Source organism: Nocardia implantans (assembly GCF_035544775.1).
GTDB classification, from domain to species: domain Bacteria; phylum Actinomycetota; class Actinomycetes; order Mycobacteriales; family Mycobacteriaceae; genus Nocardia; species Nocardia implantans.
This window is the reverse complement of record NZ_JAYKYQ010000003.1, coordinates 545,406-559,540: the sequence shown is the minus strand read 5'-3', so window position 1 is coordinate 559,540 and position 14,135 is coordinate 545,406. Positions and strand designations below refer to the sequence as shown.

Here is a 14,135-nt window from a genome sequence, read left to right as displayed (position 1 = left end):
GGAGGTTGCACATGCGCATCGTCGAAGGAGCGACCGACCGGGTGGTGGTGGTCGGAGCCGGACTCGCGGGGTTGTCCGCGGCCGCGCATCTGGCGGGCCGCTCTCGCGAAGTGATCGTCGTGGAACGCGAAGCGGTACCGGGCGGCCGAGCCGGGTACGCCGATCCGGCGGGCTATCGCCTCGACACCGGCCCGACGGTTTTGACCATGCCCGAGATCGTCGACGATGTCTTCGCGGCCGCGGGCGCACGCACCGCCGACCACTTGCGGCTCGAGCCGGTGGAACCGGCGTATCGGGCGCATTTCGCCGGCGGGCGCACGCTCGAGGTGCACGCCGATGCCGAGCGCATGGAAGAGGAGATCCGCCGGTTCTGCGGCCCTGAGCAGGCGGACGGCTATCGCCGCCTGCGGCATTGGCTGACGCGCTTGTACCGAGTGGAGATGGACCGGTTCATCGCCGCGAATTTCGACTCACCGCTGTCCATGGTGACGCCGGCGCTCGCCCGGCTGATCGCCCTCGGTGGTTTCGGGCGATGGGATCGCGCCGTCGCGCGCTACATTCGCGACCCCGAACTGCGGCGGGTCTTCACGTTTCAATCGCTGTACGCGGGTGTGGCGCCCAGCCGGGCGCTCGCCGCCTATGCGGTCATCGCCTACATGGACACCATCGGCGGTGTGTTCTTCCCGCGCGGTGGGATGCGCGCGCTCCCGGCAGCGCTGGCCGACGCGGCGACCGGGGCCGGTGTCCGATTCCGCTACGGCGCCGCCGTGACCGCGCTGGAGCGCGCCGGTTCGCGGATCACCGCGGTGCACACCACGGACGGCGATCGCATCCCGTGCGACACGGTGGTGCTGACGACGGAGCTACACGAGACCTATCGCCTGGTCACGCGCACACCCCGGCGTCCGGCGCCGCTGACCGCCGCGCCGTCGGCGGTGATCGCCCATCTCGGCTGCGCGCCGACGATCGAGATGTCGCATCACAGCCTGCTGTTCGGCGGCGCGTGGGAGGAGTCGTTCCGCGACATCATCGTCCGCGGCCAGGTGATGCGCGATCCCTCGCTGCTGGTCACCCGGCCCACGGCTACCGACCCGTCGCTGGCGCCGGCGGGACGGGACCTGCTGTCCGTGCTCGCGCCGGCGCCGAACCTCGAGCGCGGCCGCATCGATTGGGATCGGTCGGGAACCGGCTATGCCGCGCGGATGCTGGAGGTCGCTCAGGATCGTCTCGGCGCACGATTCGGCGAAGTCGAGATCCTGCGCGTGGACACACCCGCCGACTGGGCGCGCCGGGGCATGCTCGCCGGGAGCCCGTTCGCGCTGGCGCACACGTTCTCCCAAACCGGTCCGTTCCGACCGGCCAACATGATTCGCGGCATCGACAATGTGGTCTTGGCCGGTGGCTCCACCGTGCCGGGAGTGGGAATCCCCCCGGTGCTGATCTCCGGCCGATTGGCCGCGGATCGCGTCACCGGCCCGCGCCCCGCGCGCCCGCGCCGCATCGTCTCCGCGCTCGCCACCAGCCGCATCGATGAACGACTGTGATGGGAATCCAGATGACCCGCACCGACCTCGACACCACGCGGCCCGGCGACGAGCGATTGCACCGGTCCTACCGGTACTGCCGCCGGCTCAACGCCAGCCACGGGAAGACCTTCTTCCTGGCGACCCGCCTGCTCGCGCCGGATCAGCGCCCCGCGGTACACGCCCTGTACGGATTCGCCCGCCGCGCCGACGACATCCTCGACGAGTTCGACCCGGGTCGCGATGTCACCGAACGCTCCCTGCGACTGGAGGCGCTCGCCGGGCATTTCCGCGACCGCGCCGCCGACGCCGACGCCGTTCTCCCCGCGGTGCTGGACACCGCCGATCGCTATCGCATACCCGCGGTGCTGTTCGACGCGTTCCTCGCATCGATGCGAATGGACCTGACCGTGACCGACTATCCCGATCGCGCCGCGCTCGACATTTACGTCTACGGGTCGGCCGAAGTGATCGGACTGCAATTGCTGCCGATCCTGGGCGCCGCTCGCGCCGAGGAGGCCGCGCCGTACGCCGCCGCGCTCGGCAAAGCGTTCCAACTGACCAACTTCCTGCGGGACATCGGCGAAGACCTGCTGCGCGACCGGGTGTATCTGCCCGCCGACGAACTCGCCGCCTTCGACGTCGACCGCGATCTCCTGCGCTGGTGCGCGGCCCGACGGCGCACCGAGCCCAGGGTACGCAGAGCCCTGGCAGCGCAAATCGCCCGCACCCGCGACATCTACCGCTTCGCGGACGCGGGAATCGCGCTGCTGCAACGCCGTTCGCGACCGTGCGTCACGACGGCGAAGACACTGTACTCGGAGATCCTCGACCGCATCGAGGCCAGCGACTACGCCGTCTTCGATCACCGCGCGACCGTGCCGAACCGGCGGCGAGCACGGGTCGGCGCGGCCGGACTGGTCCAGGCGTGGCGGGCGCGCCGACCGGATCGGTGATCGTCACGGCGACAGTGCCGCATCCCGCGCCGGAGGTCCGATGCCCAGCGCACCGCCCCTGCGCCGCAGGCGGATTCGTCATCCCGGGCGGCGCGGCTCGTCGTCAGTATCCTGATGTCGTGATTACGCTCAGAAAAGAAGACGGTGCCGCGGACCTCGCCGGTATCACGAAATTGAGTGTCGGAGTGAGCTGGGATCCGTCGTCCGGAACGAGCGGCGGCGCGCTCGGCTGGGCACGCCGCAAACGCGGTGTCGACCTCGATCTGATCGCCGTCCTCATGCAGGGCAACGATCCCGTGCGCTTCGCGGGACTCGATTCGCTCGACCCGTTGGGCAACGGCGCGGTCGCGCACACCGGCGACGAACAGACCGGCGCCGCCTCCGGCGACGACGAGACCATCCACGTCACCTTCGCCGACGTCCCCACCGCGATCGACGCCATCATCTTCGTGGCGGCCGCTTTCAAGAAGGGCTCCTCTTTCGACAAGGCGAACAACATCTCCTTCAAGATCTACGACGCCACCGGCGGAAACAGCCAGCAAGTCGCCGACATCTGGCCATCGCTGCTCGGCACCGACAACGCCAACGCGGTCGCTCGCGCCTTCCGCAACGGCGCTCAGTGGCAACTGGAAGTGCTCAATCGCCAAGGCAAGATCAAGCAGGGCGACATGCAAGCGCTGCTGCGCTTCGCCATGCAGTAGCGCCCGCTGTGCCACCCGACGCGGCCTGCGTCGGCCGACCGCGCACTCGCGTCTTCGAATCGCTGCGATACGCGGATTCCGGTCATCGGCGCAGGGCCCCCGGTTACTCTGGGCCAATGCGATCTCGGTTCCGTCGGTCCGTCCTGGCCGCGCTCGCCGCCGCGGCAACCACGCTGCTGCTCGCCGCGCAATCCGCGGCCACCCCGCAGATACAGCCGGTCGCGGGCCTACCTGCGCTGGGCGGCGACTTCCTGTGGGGCGTATCGACCTCCGGCTTCCAGTCCGAAGGCCATGCGCCCGACAGCAATTGGACGCGATACGTCGGCTCCACCCCCGGCTACGACGGGCTCGGCGATTCGGTCGACTTCTACGGCCGCTACGCTTCCGACATCCAGCTCGCGGCGGACCTCGGTGTCCAGGTGTTCCGGATCGGGATCGAGTGGGCCCGAGTGCAACCCGCGCCTGGGGTGTGGGACGAGGGCGCGTTCCGTTTCTACGACGCGGTCGTCTCCAGCGTCGAACAGGCCGGCATGCGACCGATGATCACGCTCGACCACTGGGTGTACCCCGGCTGGGCCGTCGACCGCGGGGGCTGGCGCAATCCGCGCATGGTCGACGATTGGCTGACCAATATGCGCGCCGTCGTCGACCGCTACGCGGCGCGCAACCCGTTGTGGGTCACCGTGAACGAGCCCGTCGCCTACATCATGCACGAGGTCCGCCGGGGCGCCGCGGACGCGGGCGAGATGCTCGACCGGGTCGCGCAGGCGCACAACGCCATCTACGACTACATCCACCAGAAGCAGCCGGGCGCACAGGTGACCAGCAACATGGGTTACGTCGCCGGTTCGGAGGCGCAGGTCAACGGCCCGCTGATGGACCGCATCGCCGATCGGCTCGACTACGTGGGCGTCGACTACTACTTCGCCTTCGACCCGGCGCAGTCGCTGCTCGAGTCGATCGTGCGCGCCAGCGGCTCGGCGATGCCGACACTGCCCGGGCCGCGCATCTGGGAACTGCCGTTGCGCACCGAGGGCATCTACTATGCGCTGCAGTATTATTCGCGCCGGTTGCCCGGTAAGCCGCTCTACGTCGTCGAGAACGGGATGCCGACCGAGGACGGCCGTCCGCGCGCCGACGGCTATCTGCGCGGTGATCACCTGCGCGACACCGTCTATTGGCTCCAGCGCGCCAAGGCCGACGGCATGAACGTCATGGGCTACAACTACTGGAGCCTCACCGACAACTACGAATGGGGAAGCTACACGCCCCGGTTCGGCCTCTACACCGTGGACGTCCGCACCGACCCCTCGCTCACCCGCCGCCCCACCGACGCCGTCGGCGCCTACACGCAGATCATCGCCGCGGGCGGAGTGCCCGACGGCTACCGTCCCACCCGCGGCCCGGCCCTGTGCGTGTTCGTCGATCCACCGGCCAGCTGCCTGACTCCGGTGTCGGAACGGTAGGCGCTGCCCGCGCCGGCCTGGTCACGGCGTGCGCCATTTCTCGTCGGTCAGCAGGGTGCTGGCCTGCGGGCCCATCAGGAGCATGCCGCCGTCCACCAGGTACGACGCCCCGGTGACATAGCCAGCCTCCGGCGAGGCGAGGAACGCGACCACGGCGGCGACTTCCTTCGCGTGCCCCGTTCGACCCAGCGGCACCCCGGGACGGGACTGCTCACGGGGATCGACGTCTTCCTGCCCGGTCATCGGCGTGGAGATCTCGCCCGGCGCCACCGAATTCACGGTGATGTCGTGTTCGGCGAGTTCCAGCGCCAGCACTTTCGTCAGTGCGCCGAGCCCCGCCTTTGCCGCGCAGTACGGTGCGGCGCCCACCCGGGGAACGTGCTCGTGCACGCTGGTGATGTTGATGATCCTGCCACCGGCACCGGCTGCGATCATGTGCGCCGCGGCGCGCTGGGAGCAGACGAACGCCCCGTCCAAGTCCACCGACAGCACGTGCCGCCAGGTGTCGAAGTCCATGTCCATCGCCTTCTGCGCCGAGCCGGTTCCGGCGCAGTTCACCAGCACGTCGAGGCCACCGAGTTCGCCGGCGAGTTCATCGATCACCGGACCGGCGGACGACGGGTCCGCCAAGTCGAGACGGCGCACCGCGGCGGTCCTGCCCTGGTCGCGTACCTGCGCGGCGGTGTCCTCCGCACCGCTGCGGTCGCTGTGGAACGTCAGCCCGACATCGGCGCCGCCCGCGGCGAGGGTGACGGCGATCGCGGCGCCGATACCGGAGTCTCCCCCGGTCACCACGGCTCGGCGCGGAGTTCCCGCTCGTTCTTCCGGAAGTGGAGCTGTAGTAGCCATGTCCCGCGACTACCCGGGCGGCCCCGGACCACACCCCGCTCATTGCCGCCCCGGACGTGACCATTTGCCCCACCTTCGCATCGCCGATCCGGCGTTACGCACTCGACCAGCCCGAACCCACATTCTTTCCCGGTGCGGGGGTACTCGCGCCGTGGGAAGGAGGTGGCCATGCCCGACGTACGCGACGACGATTCGGCGGTGCCGACGGCCGAGCAGTTCGCGCGGGCCGTCCTGCGCGCCGCCGCGAAGCCCGAACGCATCGCCTCGGTGGTGGAACTGGTCGTGGGCGACCGCATCGAGGCGGGACCGATCAGGGTGGGTCCGGCGCGGCTCGCGGTCGCGGCCGTGGAGGGACGTCCCGGGATCGTGCGTGCCGCCCCCTGCGAAGCCGACGGCTGGGATGTCGGCGTGGAGGTGCCGGTCATGCTCCGGCTGCGGATCAGCATGATCGGTGTCGTCGCCCGTTTCGCGGGCGCCGTCGCCGTTCGCCTGCGTTTCGCCTTGCTGCCGGAGGACGCGTGCACGCTGCTGGTGTACACCGAGGACGTGGGAACCGAACACGTCGACGTGGAGATTCTTCCGCTGGACCGGGCCGCCAAGGTGATCGATCGCTTCGGCGACGTCCGCGCCGTGGTGGCCGACCACATCGTCGCGTACCTGCGTGAGCTGCTCGCCAGCCAGGAGGTGCAACAGATCCGGCGCATCGACGTCGGCGAACTGATCGAGCGCGCGTGGGACAGCGGCCTGCTCATCCCGCCGCCCCTCTCCGGTCGCGACGGAACCGAGCGGCGCGGCGCATGAAGGTGGTGATCACCGGCGCGAGCGGCAACGTCGGGACGGCGTTGTTGCGGGCACTGCGTGCAGACGACTGCGAACTCGTCGGCATCGCCCGTCGCACACCGGACCGGACCAGGGAACCCTACGCGGGGGTCCGGTGGGTGTCCTGCGATATCGGCGCCGCCGACGCGGTCGAGACCCTGCGGGCCGCCTGTACGGGCGCCGACGTGCTCGTGCATCTGGCGTGGGCGATCCATCCGCGCCGCGGTGACCCGCCGATGCGCAGGACCAACCTGCTCGGCACCGAGAACGTGCTGCGCGCCGCGGCGCGGTCGGCGGTGCCCCAGCTCATCGCCGCCTCCTCCTGCGCCGCCTACACCCCCGCGGAGCGATGGCGGCGGGTATCGGAGGAATGGCGGCTGTCCGGCGTGCCCGGTAGCGCGTACAGCTCGGGCAAGGCGGAGCTGGAAGCACAGCTGGACACCTTCGCGGCGGGCCACCCGGAAATCCGCACGGCGCGAATCCGTCCGTGCGGCATCGCGCAAGCCGAGGCCGCGGCGGAACTGGCGGACTGGATCCTGCCGCCGTGGCTGCCGCGACGGCTGGTCGGCGGACGCCTGGCCCCCGTGCCGTTGTGGCGCGAGTTGCGGCTGCAACTGGTGCACAGCGCGGATGTGGCTGCGGCGATCCGGCGGATCGCGCACCAGCGTGCGACCGGGGCGTTCAATCTCGCCGCCGAACCGTGCCTGGGCGCGGACGCGCTCGCGGGAATGTTCGGCGGCTTCCGTCTGCCCGCGCCTCGGCGCGCGCTTCATGCCGCCGCATGGACCGGATGGCGCGCCGGGCTGCTGCCGTTGCATCCGGCGTGGCTGACCCTGGCCGACCGAGCGTGCCTGATCGACTCGTCCAAAGCCCGTCGCGAACTCGGCTGGGCGCCTCGCTTCGCCGCGCACGAGACCGGCGCGGAGCTGGTCTCCGCCATGCGCGCCGCCAGGACCGGTTACAGCCCGCCGCTGGCCCCCGACCGGAAGATACGGCTCGGGCGTCCTTCCCACCAGGATCAGCGGCCCGGTGGCGAGCACCGGCGCTGACCGCCGGAAACCGGGGATGACAAGGGGTTATCGCCTCTGGCCGCAGCTCGTGTCGCTGCGAGCGACCGGTGATGCGAACCCGTATCGTCGCCAGCGAACAAGCAACGCGTCTCTTGCTCGTCATGCGCTGGGTTAGGCAGTGAAAGCCATTTCGGACAGCCGACCATATTGGTAAGGAGAGCGATGTTCACCCATAACAAGGATCTCCAGTTCGAAGTCCGCGTGGACCGTCCGGATCCGCGCTTCGCGACCCTGTTGCAGGAACAATTCGGCGGCGCCAACGGGGAATTGAAGGCCGCCATGCAGTATTTCAACCAGGCGTTCATGCTGCGTGGCAAACATCCGAAAACCTACGACCTGTTCATGGACATCGCCACCGAGGAACTCAGCCATCTCGAGATCGTCGGCGCGATGATCACCATGCTGCTCGACGGGCTCAACGACGATCTGAAGCAGGCCAACGAGCGGTGCGACTGGATGCCGATGGTGTCGAGCTCCGCTGGACGCGATCAGGTCATCCACCAGGTCGCGGTGAACCCGCTGTATTTCTCGCTCAGCGGCGGCGGCCCCGTGGTGAAGGACTCCGCGGGCGTGCCGTGGTCGGGCAACTACGTCGACGCCAACGGTGAGCCTTCGGTCGATCTGCGCAGCAATCTCGCGGCGGAGTCACGAGCCAAGATCGTCTACGAATATCTCAAGCAGTTCACCGACGATCCCGGTGTGCAGGACACGCTTTCGTTCTTGATGACCCGCGAGGTCGCCCACTTCCAGCAGTTCACCGCCGCGCTGAACGAATTGCCGGTCAATTTCCCGCCCGGTGTGCTGCCCGGCGACGATCGGTTCCAGAACGTGGCGTTCAACATGTCCAACGGCGCGGCGAGCGCCCGCGGTCCCTGGAACGAAGGGCAGGGCCCGTGGCCGTCGGGCACGGAGTGGCGCTATATCGACAATCCGGTCACCGAATGGCTCGACTCCGACGAGCGCGTCAATCACGGCGCGGAGACCAACCCGCAAGGCGAGCCCGCGGTTCAGGGCACCAAACCGTTCACCCACGAGTCGCACATCCCGGACTGACCTCTCCAGCGCCTGCGGCCGCGGCGAACCGGCGGCCGCTCGGACGCACAGCGACGCGGCGCGCGGCAACTGATGCCGCGCGCCGCGCTCACTGTCCGGATCAATGCCGCGGCTTGCTGATCATGTCTTTGGCGCGATCCATCATCGCGGCGAACGGACCGACGAGGACATTCGCGGTGGCCGATTCCACGCCGGGATGCGGCCGGGTCGGCGCCATCGTCTCGGCCAGCTCGACGGTTCTGCGCAACCTCTGCAGGGTCTCGTCGTCGAGTTCCGCGCGCAGCCGGTTGAATTCCTCCCGTTCTTCGTGGTCGGCGTGCGCCAGCACCGCTTCGCGCAGTTCGGCCGACCTGGAATTCCACCGAGCTGATGTCCAGCGACTCCATCTCGGCGAGCTGCTTTTTCGCCTTGTTCTCCTCTTCCAGCCGCGCATCCGCGATGGACGCGCCGTCCCAAGCTCACGCCGGGCGCGCGGGTGGATGATCTCTTCCTCGGCGGTCTCGTGCACCGCGAGCAGGCGCCGCAACTCGAAGAACTTGCTTTCGCGTTCGACGGGGTCGGAGGTGTCGGCGGTCTCGGCGAACAATTGCCGGATCCGGCCGGACGCGAAACCGCCCGGCAGGCCGGTTACGTGCTCACCCTGCCCGCGATGGGAGCCGGATATATCGAGGTCGGCACGCTGTGCCGCCAGGGGCGGTGAATCTCCGAACCCGGCAGGGAAGCCAGTTCCGGAATCCAGCGCCGCACGTAGTTGCCCTCGGGGTCGTAGCGTTCCGCGGTGCCGACGGCTCCCGGGTCGAGACGTCCCGCCTGCTGCCAGGTGAAGCGGTCGCTCGCCGCGTCGTCGAGCAGCCACCGGCGGAAGTGTTCGGCCCCGACCCGCCAGTCCACCCGCAGCGTCGTGGTGAGGAAACCAGCGGCGATCACCCGCGCGCGCTCCGGCATCCATCCCTGCGCGGCCAGCTGCCGCATCCCCGCGTCGACGATCGGGTATCCGGTGCGTCCGTCGCGCCAGGCGCCCACCACGACCGGATCGTGCGCCTGCCGCTCGCCGGGACCTTCACCGGACCGTGCGATGTCGGCCCGCGCGACGAGGAACTGCAGATGGAAGTCGCGCCGAGCGAGCTGGCGAAGGAAAGCGCGCCCGTCCGTGGTCGCCATGTCGGTGTGGTACACCATCTCGGCGGCGGACAGGCACCCGAAATACAGATACGGCGACAGTCGGTCGCAGCCCTCCCGCGTGAGCTCACCGGTGGCCCGGCCGCGTGGTTGCCGCCGGTCGGCGACGCAGCCCCGCCACAGCGCACGGCCGGTGATCTCGCCACCGACCGCCAGCTGCGGTGAGATGGCCGCGTCGCCGAGTTCGTCGAATCTCGGCACGGGATCGCTGTCGATGCGGGGAACGATCAGCTCCGTCGGCTCGGCCAGCGGCCGCCGCTTCGGCGCTGACAACCATCGGCGGAAGTAGGTCGCGAAATCCGGAACCTCGTCGTCGGGCCGGTACGGGCCGCAGTCGGCGGGATCCACGGCGGTCAGGGTGGCCGGATGGGTGTGCAGCAGGCAACTGCGCCGCGCCAGCCGTTCGCTCAGTGCCCGTAGGCGGCATCGGCCGTACCAGGTGGCGTCCTCGGCGATGTGGACGCTGTCGGCGTGCACCTGTGCCGCCACCCGGTCCACCGCTTCGACGTAATCACCGTGGCGAACCACCAGTTGGCCACCGGCACAGCGAAGTTCGGCGTCGAGTTCGGCGAGCGCGGCGGATAGGAAACGGAGTTTGTTCCCAGCGGGCTTCGCGCTGCCGACGAGACGGTCGTCGACGACGTAGAGCGGAACCACCGCCGCGCCCTCGCGTACCGCGGCCACCAGGGCCGGGTTGTCGTGGACGCGAAGGTCACGGGTGAAGAGTGCGATTGTTACGGCCATTCGGAATTCTCGACGACAGGCCTCCGTCGCGTGGATCGGCGACGGCGGTATCGGACATTCGGCGGCGTGCCACGCCGATTCGGAGCGGTATCGGAGTAAGGGGCTTTACGCCAATGCTGCGCGACCGGGGCTGTCATGTCAAGTTGCGCCCGCGGTCACGTACCGGAACGGCGCTGGCGGAACAGATCGGTGAGCCAGGGCTCCAGGTCGGCGCTCAACGCGGTCAGATCCGGCTCCTGTGACTCGTCGAGCGCGTCGGCGGTCAGTTGCCGCACGGCGTAGACGACGCCCATGTACGCGGCGACCGAGAGCAGTGGCTGCCGATCGGCGGTCGCCTTCTGCACCAGAGCGCGGATGTACTCGGCGAACAAGCGGATCGACTTTCGCCTGCGCCGCCGGGCGGCAGGCCCGAGCCCGTCGATCTCCACCTGGTAGGCACGGGCCACGACCAGGTCGTTCTGCAGGGAGCCGAGGTACTGGCCGAGCGCGTCGGCGACGATGGATCTGCGGTCTCGGCCCTTGATGTCCGCGCCCGTCAGCTGCGTCAGCAGCACCTGGATGAAGCGGTCGTAACCGGCGAAGATGCACTCGTCCTTGTTGGCGAAGGCGTCGTAGAAGGCCGCCAGCGAGACGCCGGCGCGCTTGGCGACATCGGTGGGGCCGAATCCGGCGTAACCGCGGGCCGCGAGCAATTCGGTCGCGGCGACCAGCAGCCGTTCCCGCTGTGCGGCCATCACCTGCTCACGCCCCAGATTGTGCCGCCCCCGCGGCAGCGCGGCGGGAAGTGTGAAGAACACTCCGTCTCGCACCGGAACGATCGGTGCGTCGGCGTCGGCGGGCGCGGCGGACACTCCTGCAGACTACCGAGCCGCCCATCCGGGTATGGGCGCGGCCGCAGTGGGTAGCCGCAGCACATGACCGACAGACCACTCGCCCTAGTCACCGGAGCATCCAGCGGTATCGGTTTCGAACTGGCCAGGCAGTTCATCGCACACGGCTACGACGTCGTGATCGCGGCGGAAGACGAGGCCGTCAAGACCGCCGCGGCCTCGCTGCACGACCCGCGGTACGACGTGCGGCCGGTGCAGGTCGACCTGCGTACCGCCGACGGTGTGGAACAGCTCTATCGGGCGGCCACCGAGAACGACCGGATGCCGGACGCCGTGGCCCTCAACGCCGGAATCGGGCGCGGGGGCGCCTTCGTGGAGACCGACCTCGACGACGAACTGGCCGTCATCGACCTCGATATCCGCTCGACCGTTCATCTGACCAAGCTCGTCCTGCGCGACATGGTCGAACGCAACGACGGCAAACTGCTGTTCACCTCCTCCATCGCCGCCACGATGCCGGGCGCCCGCCAAGCGGTGTACAACGCGTCGAAATCCTTCATCCAGTCGTTCGCGAAGGCGCTGCGCGAAGAACTGCGCGACACGGAGGTCACTGTGACGGCCCTGCTGCCCGGCCCGACCGACACCGACTTCTTCCGTCGCGCCGGAATGCTCGCCACTCGCATCGGCCGGTTGCCCAAGGACGATCCCGCCGATGTGGCGCGCCAAGGCGTCGATGCCCTGCTCAGCGGGCGACAGCAGGTCTTCGCCGCCTCGCTGCTGACCAAGGCCTTCGGCCTCGCCAACCACGTGCTGCCCGACGCGGTCAAGGCCAAAGCCAACCGCATCATCTCCGAACCGGCCCGGTCCGGCACGCGGTGAACTCGGTTGGGCATCACCGTTCTCGACCACGGCGTGGCCCGGCCCGGTCGCCGGTTCCGGGCCACGCGCGGGAATCAGCCGAGCGGTAGCTCCAGGCGGGACGGGGCGCCGTCCGGCGCGCTGATGGTGATCGTCGAACCCACCTTGTTGGCGCTGGAATACAGCGGATCCATGCCGTCGACCACCAGCATCAGCCGATGGCCGTCCGGCACGTCGTAGGCGGCCGCCTGCAGCTCCCACGAAACGGTGGCGGGCAGGGCCGACTCGGTGGTCTTCGGTTCGTGCGTGATGATCCGGGCGGCGCCGTTCTCGTCGACGTCGAGCAGATAGGCGATCACCGTCGCGGACTCGTCGCTGCTGTCGATGGTCACCTGCACCCGGGGAATGCCGCGGATCTGCCTGGCGACGCCGCCGCGCGCCGCGAGCAGCGGCCCCGTCGACCAGACGAGGGCATGGCCGCGGTCGATCTCATCGATCCGATAGATCTTGGGATTGCCGGACCACTCCTGCTGCCCCGTCGTCATGAGCCTGTCCATCGCGACGACCTCCGGCTGCTCGCCCACCGTGAAACTGCGCTCCCATCCGGTCGCGGGATCGGAAGTCAGCGCGCCGTCGCCGCCCTCGCGCACATCGGTCAAGGTCAGCACTTCGGTGCCGGTGGTGACGTCGGCCCACGACGCCTTCTCCTCGCGCCGCGCCGGTTCGACGATCACGTTCTGGCCGTCCCCGGCTCCGGGCGTGGTCACGTAGGTGAACATGACCTGGTTGCTGATCTCCGGCCACGCGTCGACGCCGTTGTCCTCGCCCTTGAGGTGGTAATCGAGCCAGGCGTACGCTTCGCGCAGCGGCTGGTTGGGTCCCGCACCCGGCATGGGCGGCGCGATCAAGCCGGGGCCCTCCGGGGCCGCGTGATCGCCGATCCACATGTTCAGCCGTTTCGGCCGAGGCAGCTTCTCGAAGGTCTCCAGCACCTGGTTCACCGGGAAAAGGCCCTCGTGCCAGGTATTGGAGAAGAAGGTGGGGATCTCGCGGGAGCCGACATAGCTCTCCGGCGCCCGTTCGGTGCCCCAGTCGACGACCGGGTCCATGTCCACGCCCTCGTCGAACTTGGCCAGAATCTCCAGCGCCGCTTCGTCGAACTTCTCCGCCTGCTCGCCGCCGGTCAAGCCGATCAGTCCCTCGACGGCCTTCATATGGCGAGTGCCGTTGTCGTACAAGCTGGTGGCAAGGTTGCCCCAGGTGCTGAGGGCGACGACGACGTCGACCCGCTCGTCGTGCGCGGCCACGAGCTGGCTGATGCCCGAGCCGTAGGACTCACCCATGAAGGCGATGCCGCTGGGATCGAGCGCGTCCAGCGCGTAGTCGAGCACCTTCTTGCCATCGGCCCGGTCACATGGACCGGCGACGTCGACGGTGCCTTCGGACGTGCCGAACCACGGCATGTCCGTTCCCGGTATGGCGGTCCACCCGATTCCGCGCGGCGTGTAGGCCAGCACGTGGTAGCCCTTCGACGCGAGGGTGAGATAGGCGTACTCGAACAACGGCCACCCGACGGGTGTCCACCCGGCGGGGAAGACCACCAGCGGGCACGGCCGGGTGGTGGTCTGCCGCAGCAGGTGCGCCGACAGCCCGACCCCGCCCGCCCCTTCGATGCGCGGGAACGTCGGCACGGCGACGTTCAGCGCCCGGTCCACGAGATCGGCCACCTCGCCGGGCACCAGCCCCCTGCCGCTGCGCTTCTGCACGGCGCTGACCAAGTTCGACGCGAACTGCACTGCTTCCGGGCGCACCTGCCCCTCGGCGTCCCATGGCCCCTGGAGCGCGATCCTCGCGAGCTGCTCGGACGTGGTCCCGACGATCGGATCTGCTTGCGACATCGGCGTCATCGATCCTTCCTGCCAGTTGCTGCGGAACTGCGGACCGCAGCAGCCTGACACGGCACGCACCGCGATCCGTCCGGATCCGACGATGCGTATCCCGTTCGCAATAGTTCGTTGACCAGCGCAAACGTTGCAAGATTCGACTATCCGCCCCGAGCATCGCCGACCTCAGGGCGACCTCAGCGC

13 protein-coding genes are annotated in these 14,135 nt (G+C 69.2%); 8 read left to right on the top strand and 5 right to left on the bottom strand.

Going from position 1 to position 14,135, the window contains the following annotated elements; translation table 11 throughout:
* Positions 1-11 precede the first annotated feature (11 nt).
* The 4 genes from crtI to U3653_RS10355 all read left to right on the top strand — a co-directional run bounded on the left by crtI (position 12) and on the right by U3653_RS10355 (position 4,646).
* The gene (gene crtI / locus U3653_RS10370; protein WP_323124041.1) at positions 12-1,544 is read left to right on the top strand and encodes a phytoene desaturase family protein; all 1,533 of its coding nucleotides are present in this window, start codon (positions 12-14) and stop codon (positions 1,542-1,544) included.
* Between the two features lie 11 nt (positions 1,545-1,555).
* Positions 1,556-2,479, top strand: a complete 924-nt coding sequence (locus U3653_RS10365) for a phytoene/squalene synthase family protein (protein ID WP_195079385.1) — start codon at positions 1,556-1,558, stop codon at positions 2,477-2,479.
* A complete protein-coding gene (locus U3653_RS10360; RefSeq protein ID WP_324722360.1) occupies positions 2,476-3,180 on the top strand; it encodes a TerD family protein in 705 nt (234 codons plus the stop codon). The genes U3653_RS10365 and U3653_RS10360 overlap by 4 nt, the downstream gene beginning before the upstream one ends.
* A 116-nt stretch (positions 3,181-3,296) precedes the next feature.
* A complete protein-coding gene (locus U3653_RS10355; RefSeq protein ID WP_195079384.1) occupies positions 3,297-4,646 on the top strand; it encodes a family 1 glycosylhydrolase in 1,350 nt (449 codons plus the stop codon).
* Positions 4,647-4,667: 21 nt separating this feature from the next.
* Here U3653_RS10355 and U3653_RS10350 read toward each other — a convergent pair whose 3' ends face one another.
* Complete coding sequence (locus tag U3653_RS10350; RefSeq protein ID WP_195079383.1) at positions 4,668-5,495, bottom strand: SDR family oxidoreductase; 828 nt, start codon at positions 5,493-5,495, stop codon at positions 4,668-4,670.
* Between the two features lie 168 nt (positions 5,496-5,663).
* Here U3653_RS10350 and U3653_RS10345 point away from each other — a divergent pair, with 168 nt between their 5' ends.
* The 3 genes from U3653_RS10345 to U3653_RS10335 all read left to right on the top strand — a co-directional run bounded on the left by U3653_RS10345 (position 5,664) and on the right by U3653_RS10335 (position 8,437).
* Entirely contained in the window at positions 5,664-6,296 is a 633-nt protein-coding gene (locus tag U3653_RS10345) for a hypothetical protein (protein ID WP_195079382.1), read from the top strand.
* Positions 6,293-7,363, top strand: coding sequence for an NAD-dependent epimerase/dehydratase family protein (locus U3653_RS10340; protein ID WP_195079381.1), 1,071 nt, complete (start codon positions 6,293-6,295; stop codon positions 7,361-7,363). The genes U3653_RS10345 and U3653_RS10340 overlap by 4 nt, the downstream gene beginning before the upstream one ends.
* Before the next feature lie 183 nt (positions 7,364-7,546).
* On the top strand, positions 7,547-8,437 hold the full coding sequence (locus U3653_RS10335) for a manganese catalase family protein (RefSeq protein ID WP_195079380.1): 891 nt from the start codon (positions 7,547-7,549) through the stop codon (positions 8,435-8,437).
* Between the two features lie 100 nt (positions 8,438-8,537).
* Here U3653_RS10335 and U3653_RS10330 read toward each other — a convergent pair whose 3' ends face one another.
* From U3653_RS10330 to U3653_RS10320, 3 genes are all read right to left on the bottom strand, one after another.
* Positions 8,538-9,023: a hemerythrin domain-containing protein gene (locus U3653_RS10330; protein WP_323124042.1), complete on the bottom strand. Its 486-nt coding sequence runs from the start codon at positions 9,021-9,023 to the stop codon at positions 8,538-8,540.
* Positions 9,024-9,064: 41 nt separating this feature from the next.
* On the bottom strand, positions 9,065-10,360 hold the full coding sequence (locus U3653_RS10325; RefSeq protein ID WP_195079379.1) for an FAD-binding domain-containing protein: 1,296 nt from the start codon (positions 10,358-10,360) through the stop codon (positions 9,065-9,067).
* 155 nt (positions 10,361-10,515) lie between these two features.
* On the bottom strand, positions 10,516-11,211 hold the full coding sequence (locus U3653_RS10320; protein ID WP_323124043.1) for a TetR/AcrR family transcriptional regulator: 696 nt from the start codon (positions 11,209-11,211) through the stop codon (positions 10,516-10,518).
* Positions 11,212-11,274: 63 nt separating this feature from the next.
* Between U3653_RS10320 and U3653_RS10315 the strand changes: the two genes are divergently transcribed.
* Entirely contained in the window at positions 11,275-12,069 is a 795-nt protein-coding gene (locus tag U3653_RS10315; RefSeq protein ID WP_195079378.1) for an SDR family NAD(P)-dependent oxidoreductase, read from the top strand.
* Positions 12,070-12,143: 74 nt separating this feature from the next.
* On the opposite strand, the gene U3653_RS10310 is transcribed toward U3653_RS10315, so the two are convergent.
* Positions 12,144-13,946: an alpha/beta fold hydrolase gene (locus tag U3653_RS10310; protein WP_323124044.1), complete on the bottom strand. Its 1,803-nt coding sequence runs from the start codon at positions 13,944-13,946 to the stop codon at positions 12,144-12,146.
* Between the last annotated feature and the right edge of the window lie 189 nt (positions 13,947-14,135).

What these genes read in the sequence shown, in the direction of transcription:
- crtI (WP_323124041.1), top strand. Translation starts at nt 12, where the DNA reads ATGCGCATCGTCGAAGGAGCGACCGACCGGGTGGTGGTGGTCGGAGCC.
- U3653_RS10365 (WP_195079385.1), top strand. Translation starts at nt 1,556, where the DNA reads ATGACCCGCACCGACCTCGACACCACGCGGCCCGGCGACGAGCGATTG.
- U3653_RS10355 (WP_195079384.1), top strand. Translation starts at nt 3,297, where the DNA reads ATGCGATCTCGGTTCCGTCGGTCCGTCCTGGCCGCGCTCGCCGCCGCG.
- U3653_RS10350 (WP_195079383.1), bottom strand. Translation starts at nt 5,495, where the DNA reads ATGGCTACTACAGCTCCACTTCCGGAAGAACGAGCGGGAACTCCGCGC.
- U3653_RS10345 (WP_195079382.1), top strand. Translation starts at nt 5,664, where the DNA reads ATGCCCGACGTACGCGACGACGATTCGGCGGTGCCGACGGCCGAGCAG.
- U3653_RS10340 (WP_195079381.1), top strand. Translation starts at nt 6,293, where the DNA reads ATGAAGGTGGTGATCACCGGCGCGAGCGGCAACGTCGGGACGGCGTTG.
- U3653_RS10335 (WP_195079380.1), top strand. Translation starts at nt 7,547, where the DNA reads ATGTTCACCCATAACAAGGATCTCCAGTTCGAAGTCCGCGTGGACCGT.
- U3653_RS10325 (WP_195079379.1), bottom strand. Translation starts at nt 10,360, where the DNA reads ATGGCCGTAACAATCGCACTCTTCACCCGTGACCTTCGCGTCCACGAC.
- U3653_RS10315 (WP_195079378.1), top strand. Translation starts at nt 11,275, where the DNA reads ATGACCGACAGACCACTCGCCCTAGTCACCGGAGCATCCAGCGGTATC.
- U3653_RS10310 (WP_323124044.1), bottom strand. Translation starts at nt 13,946, where the DNA reads ATGTCGCAAGCAGATCCGATCGTCGGGACCACGTCCGAGCAGCTCGCG.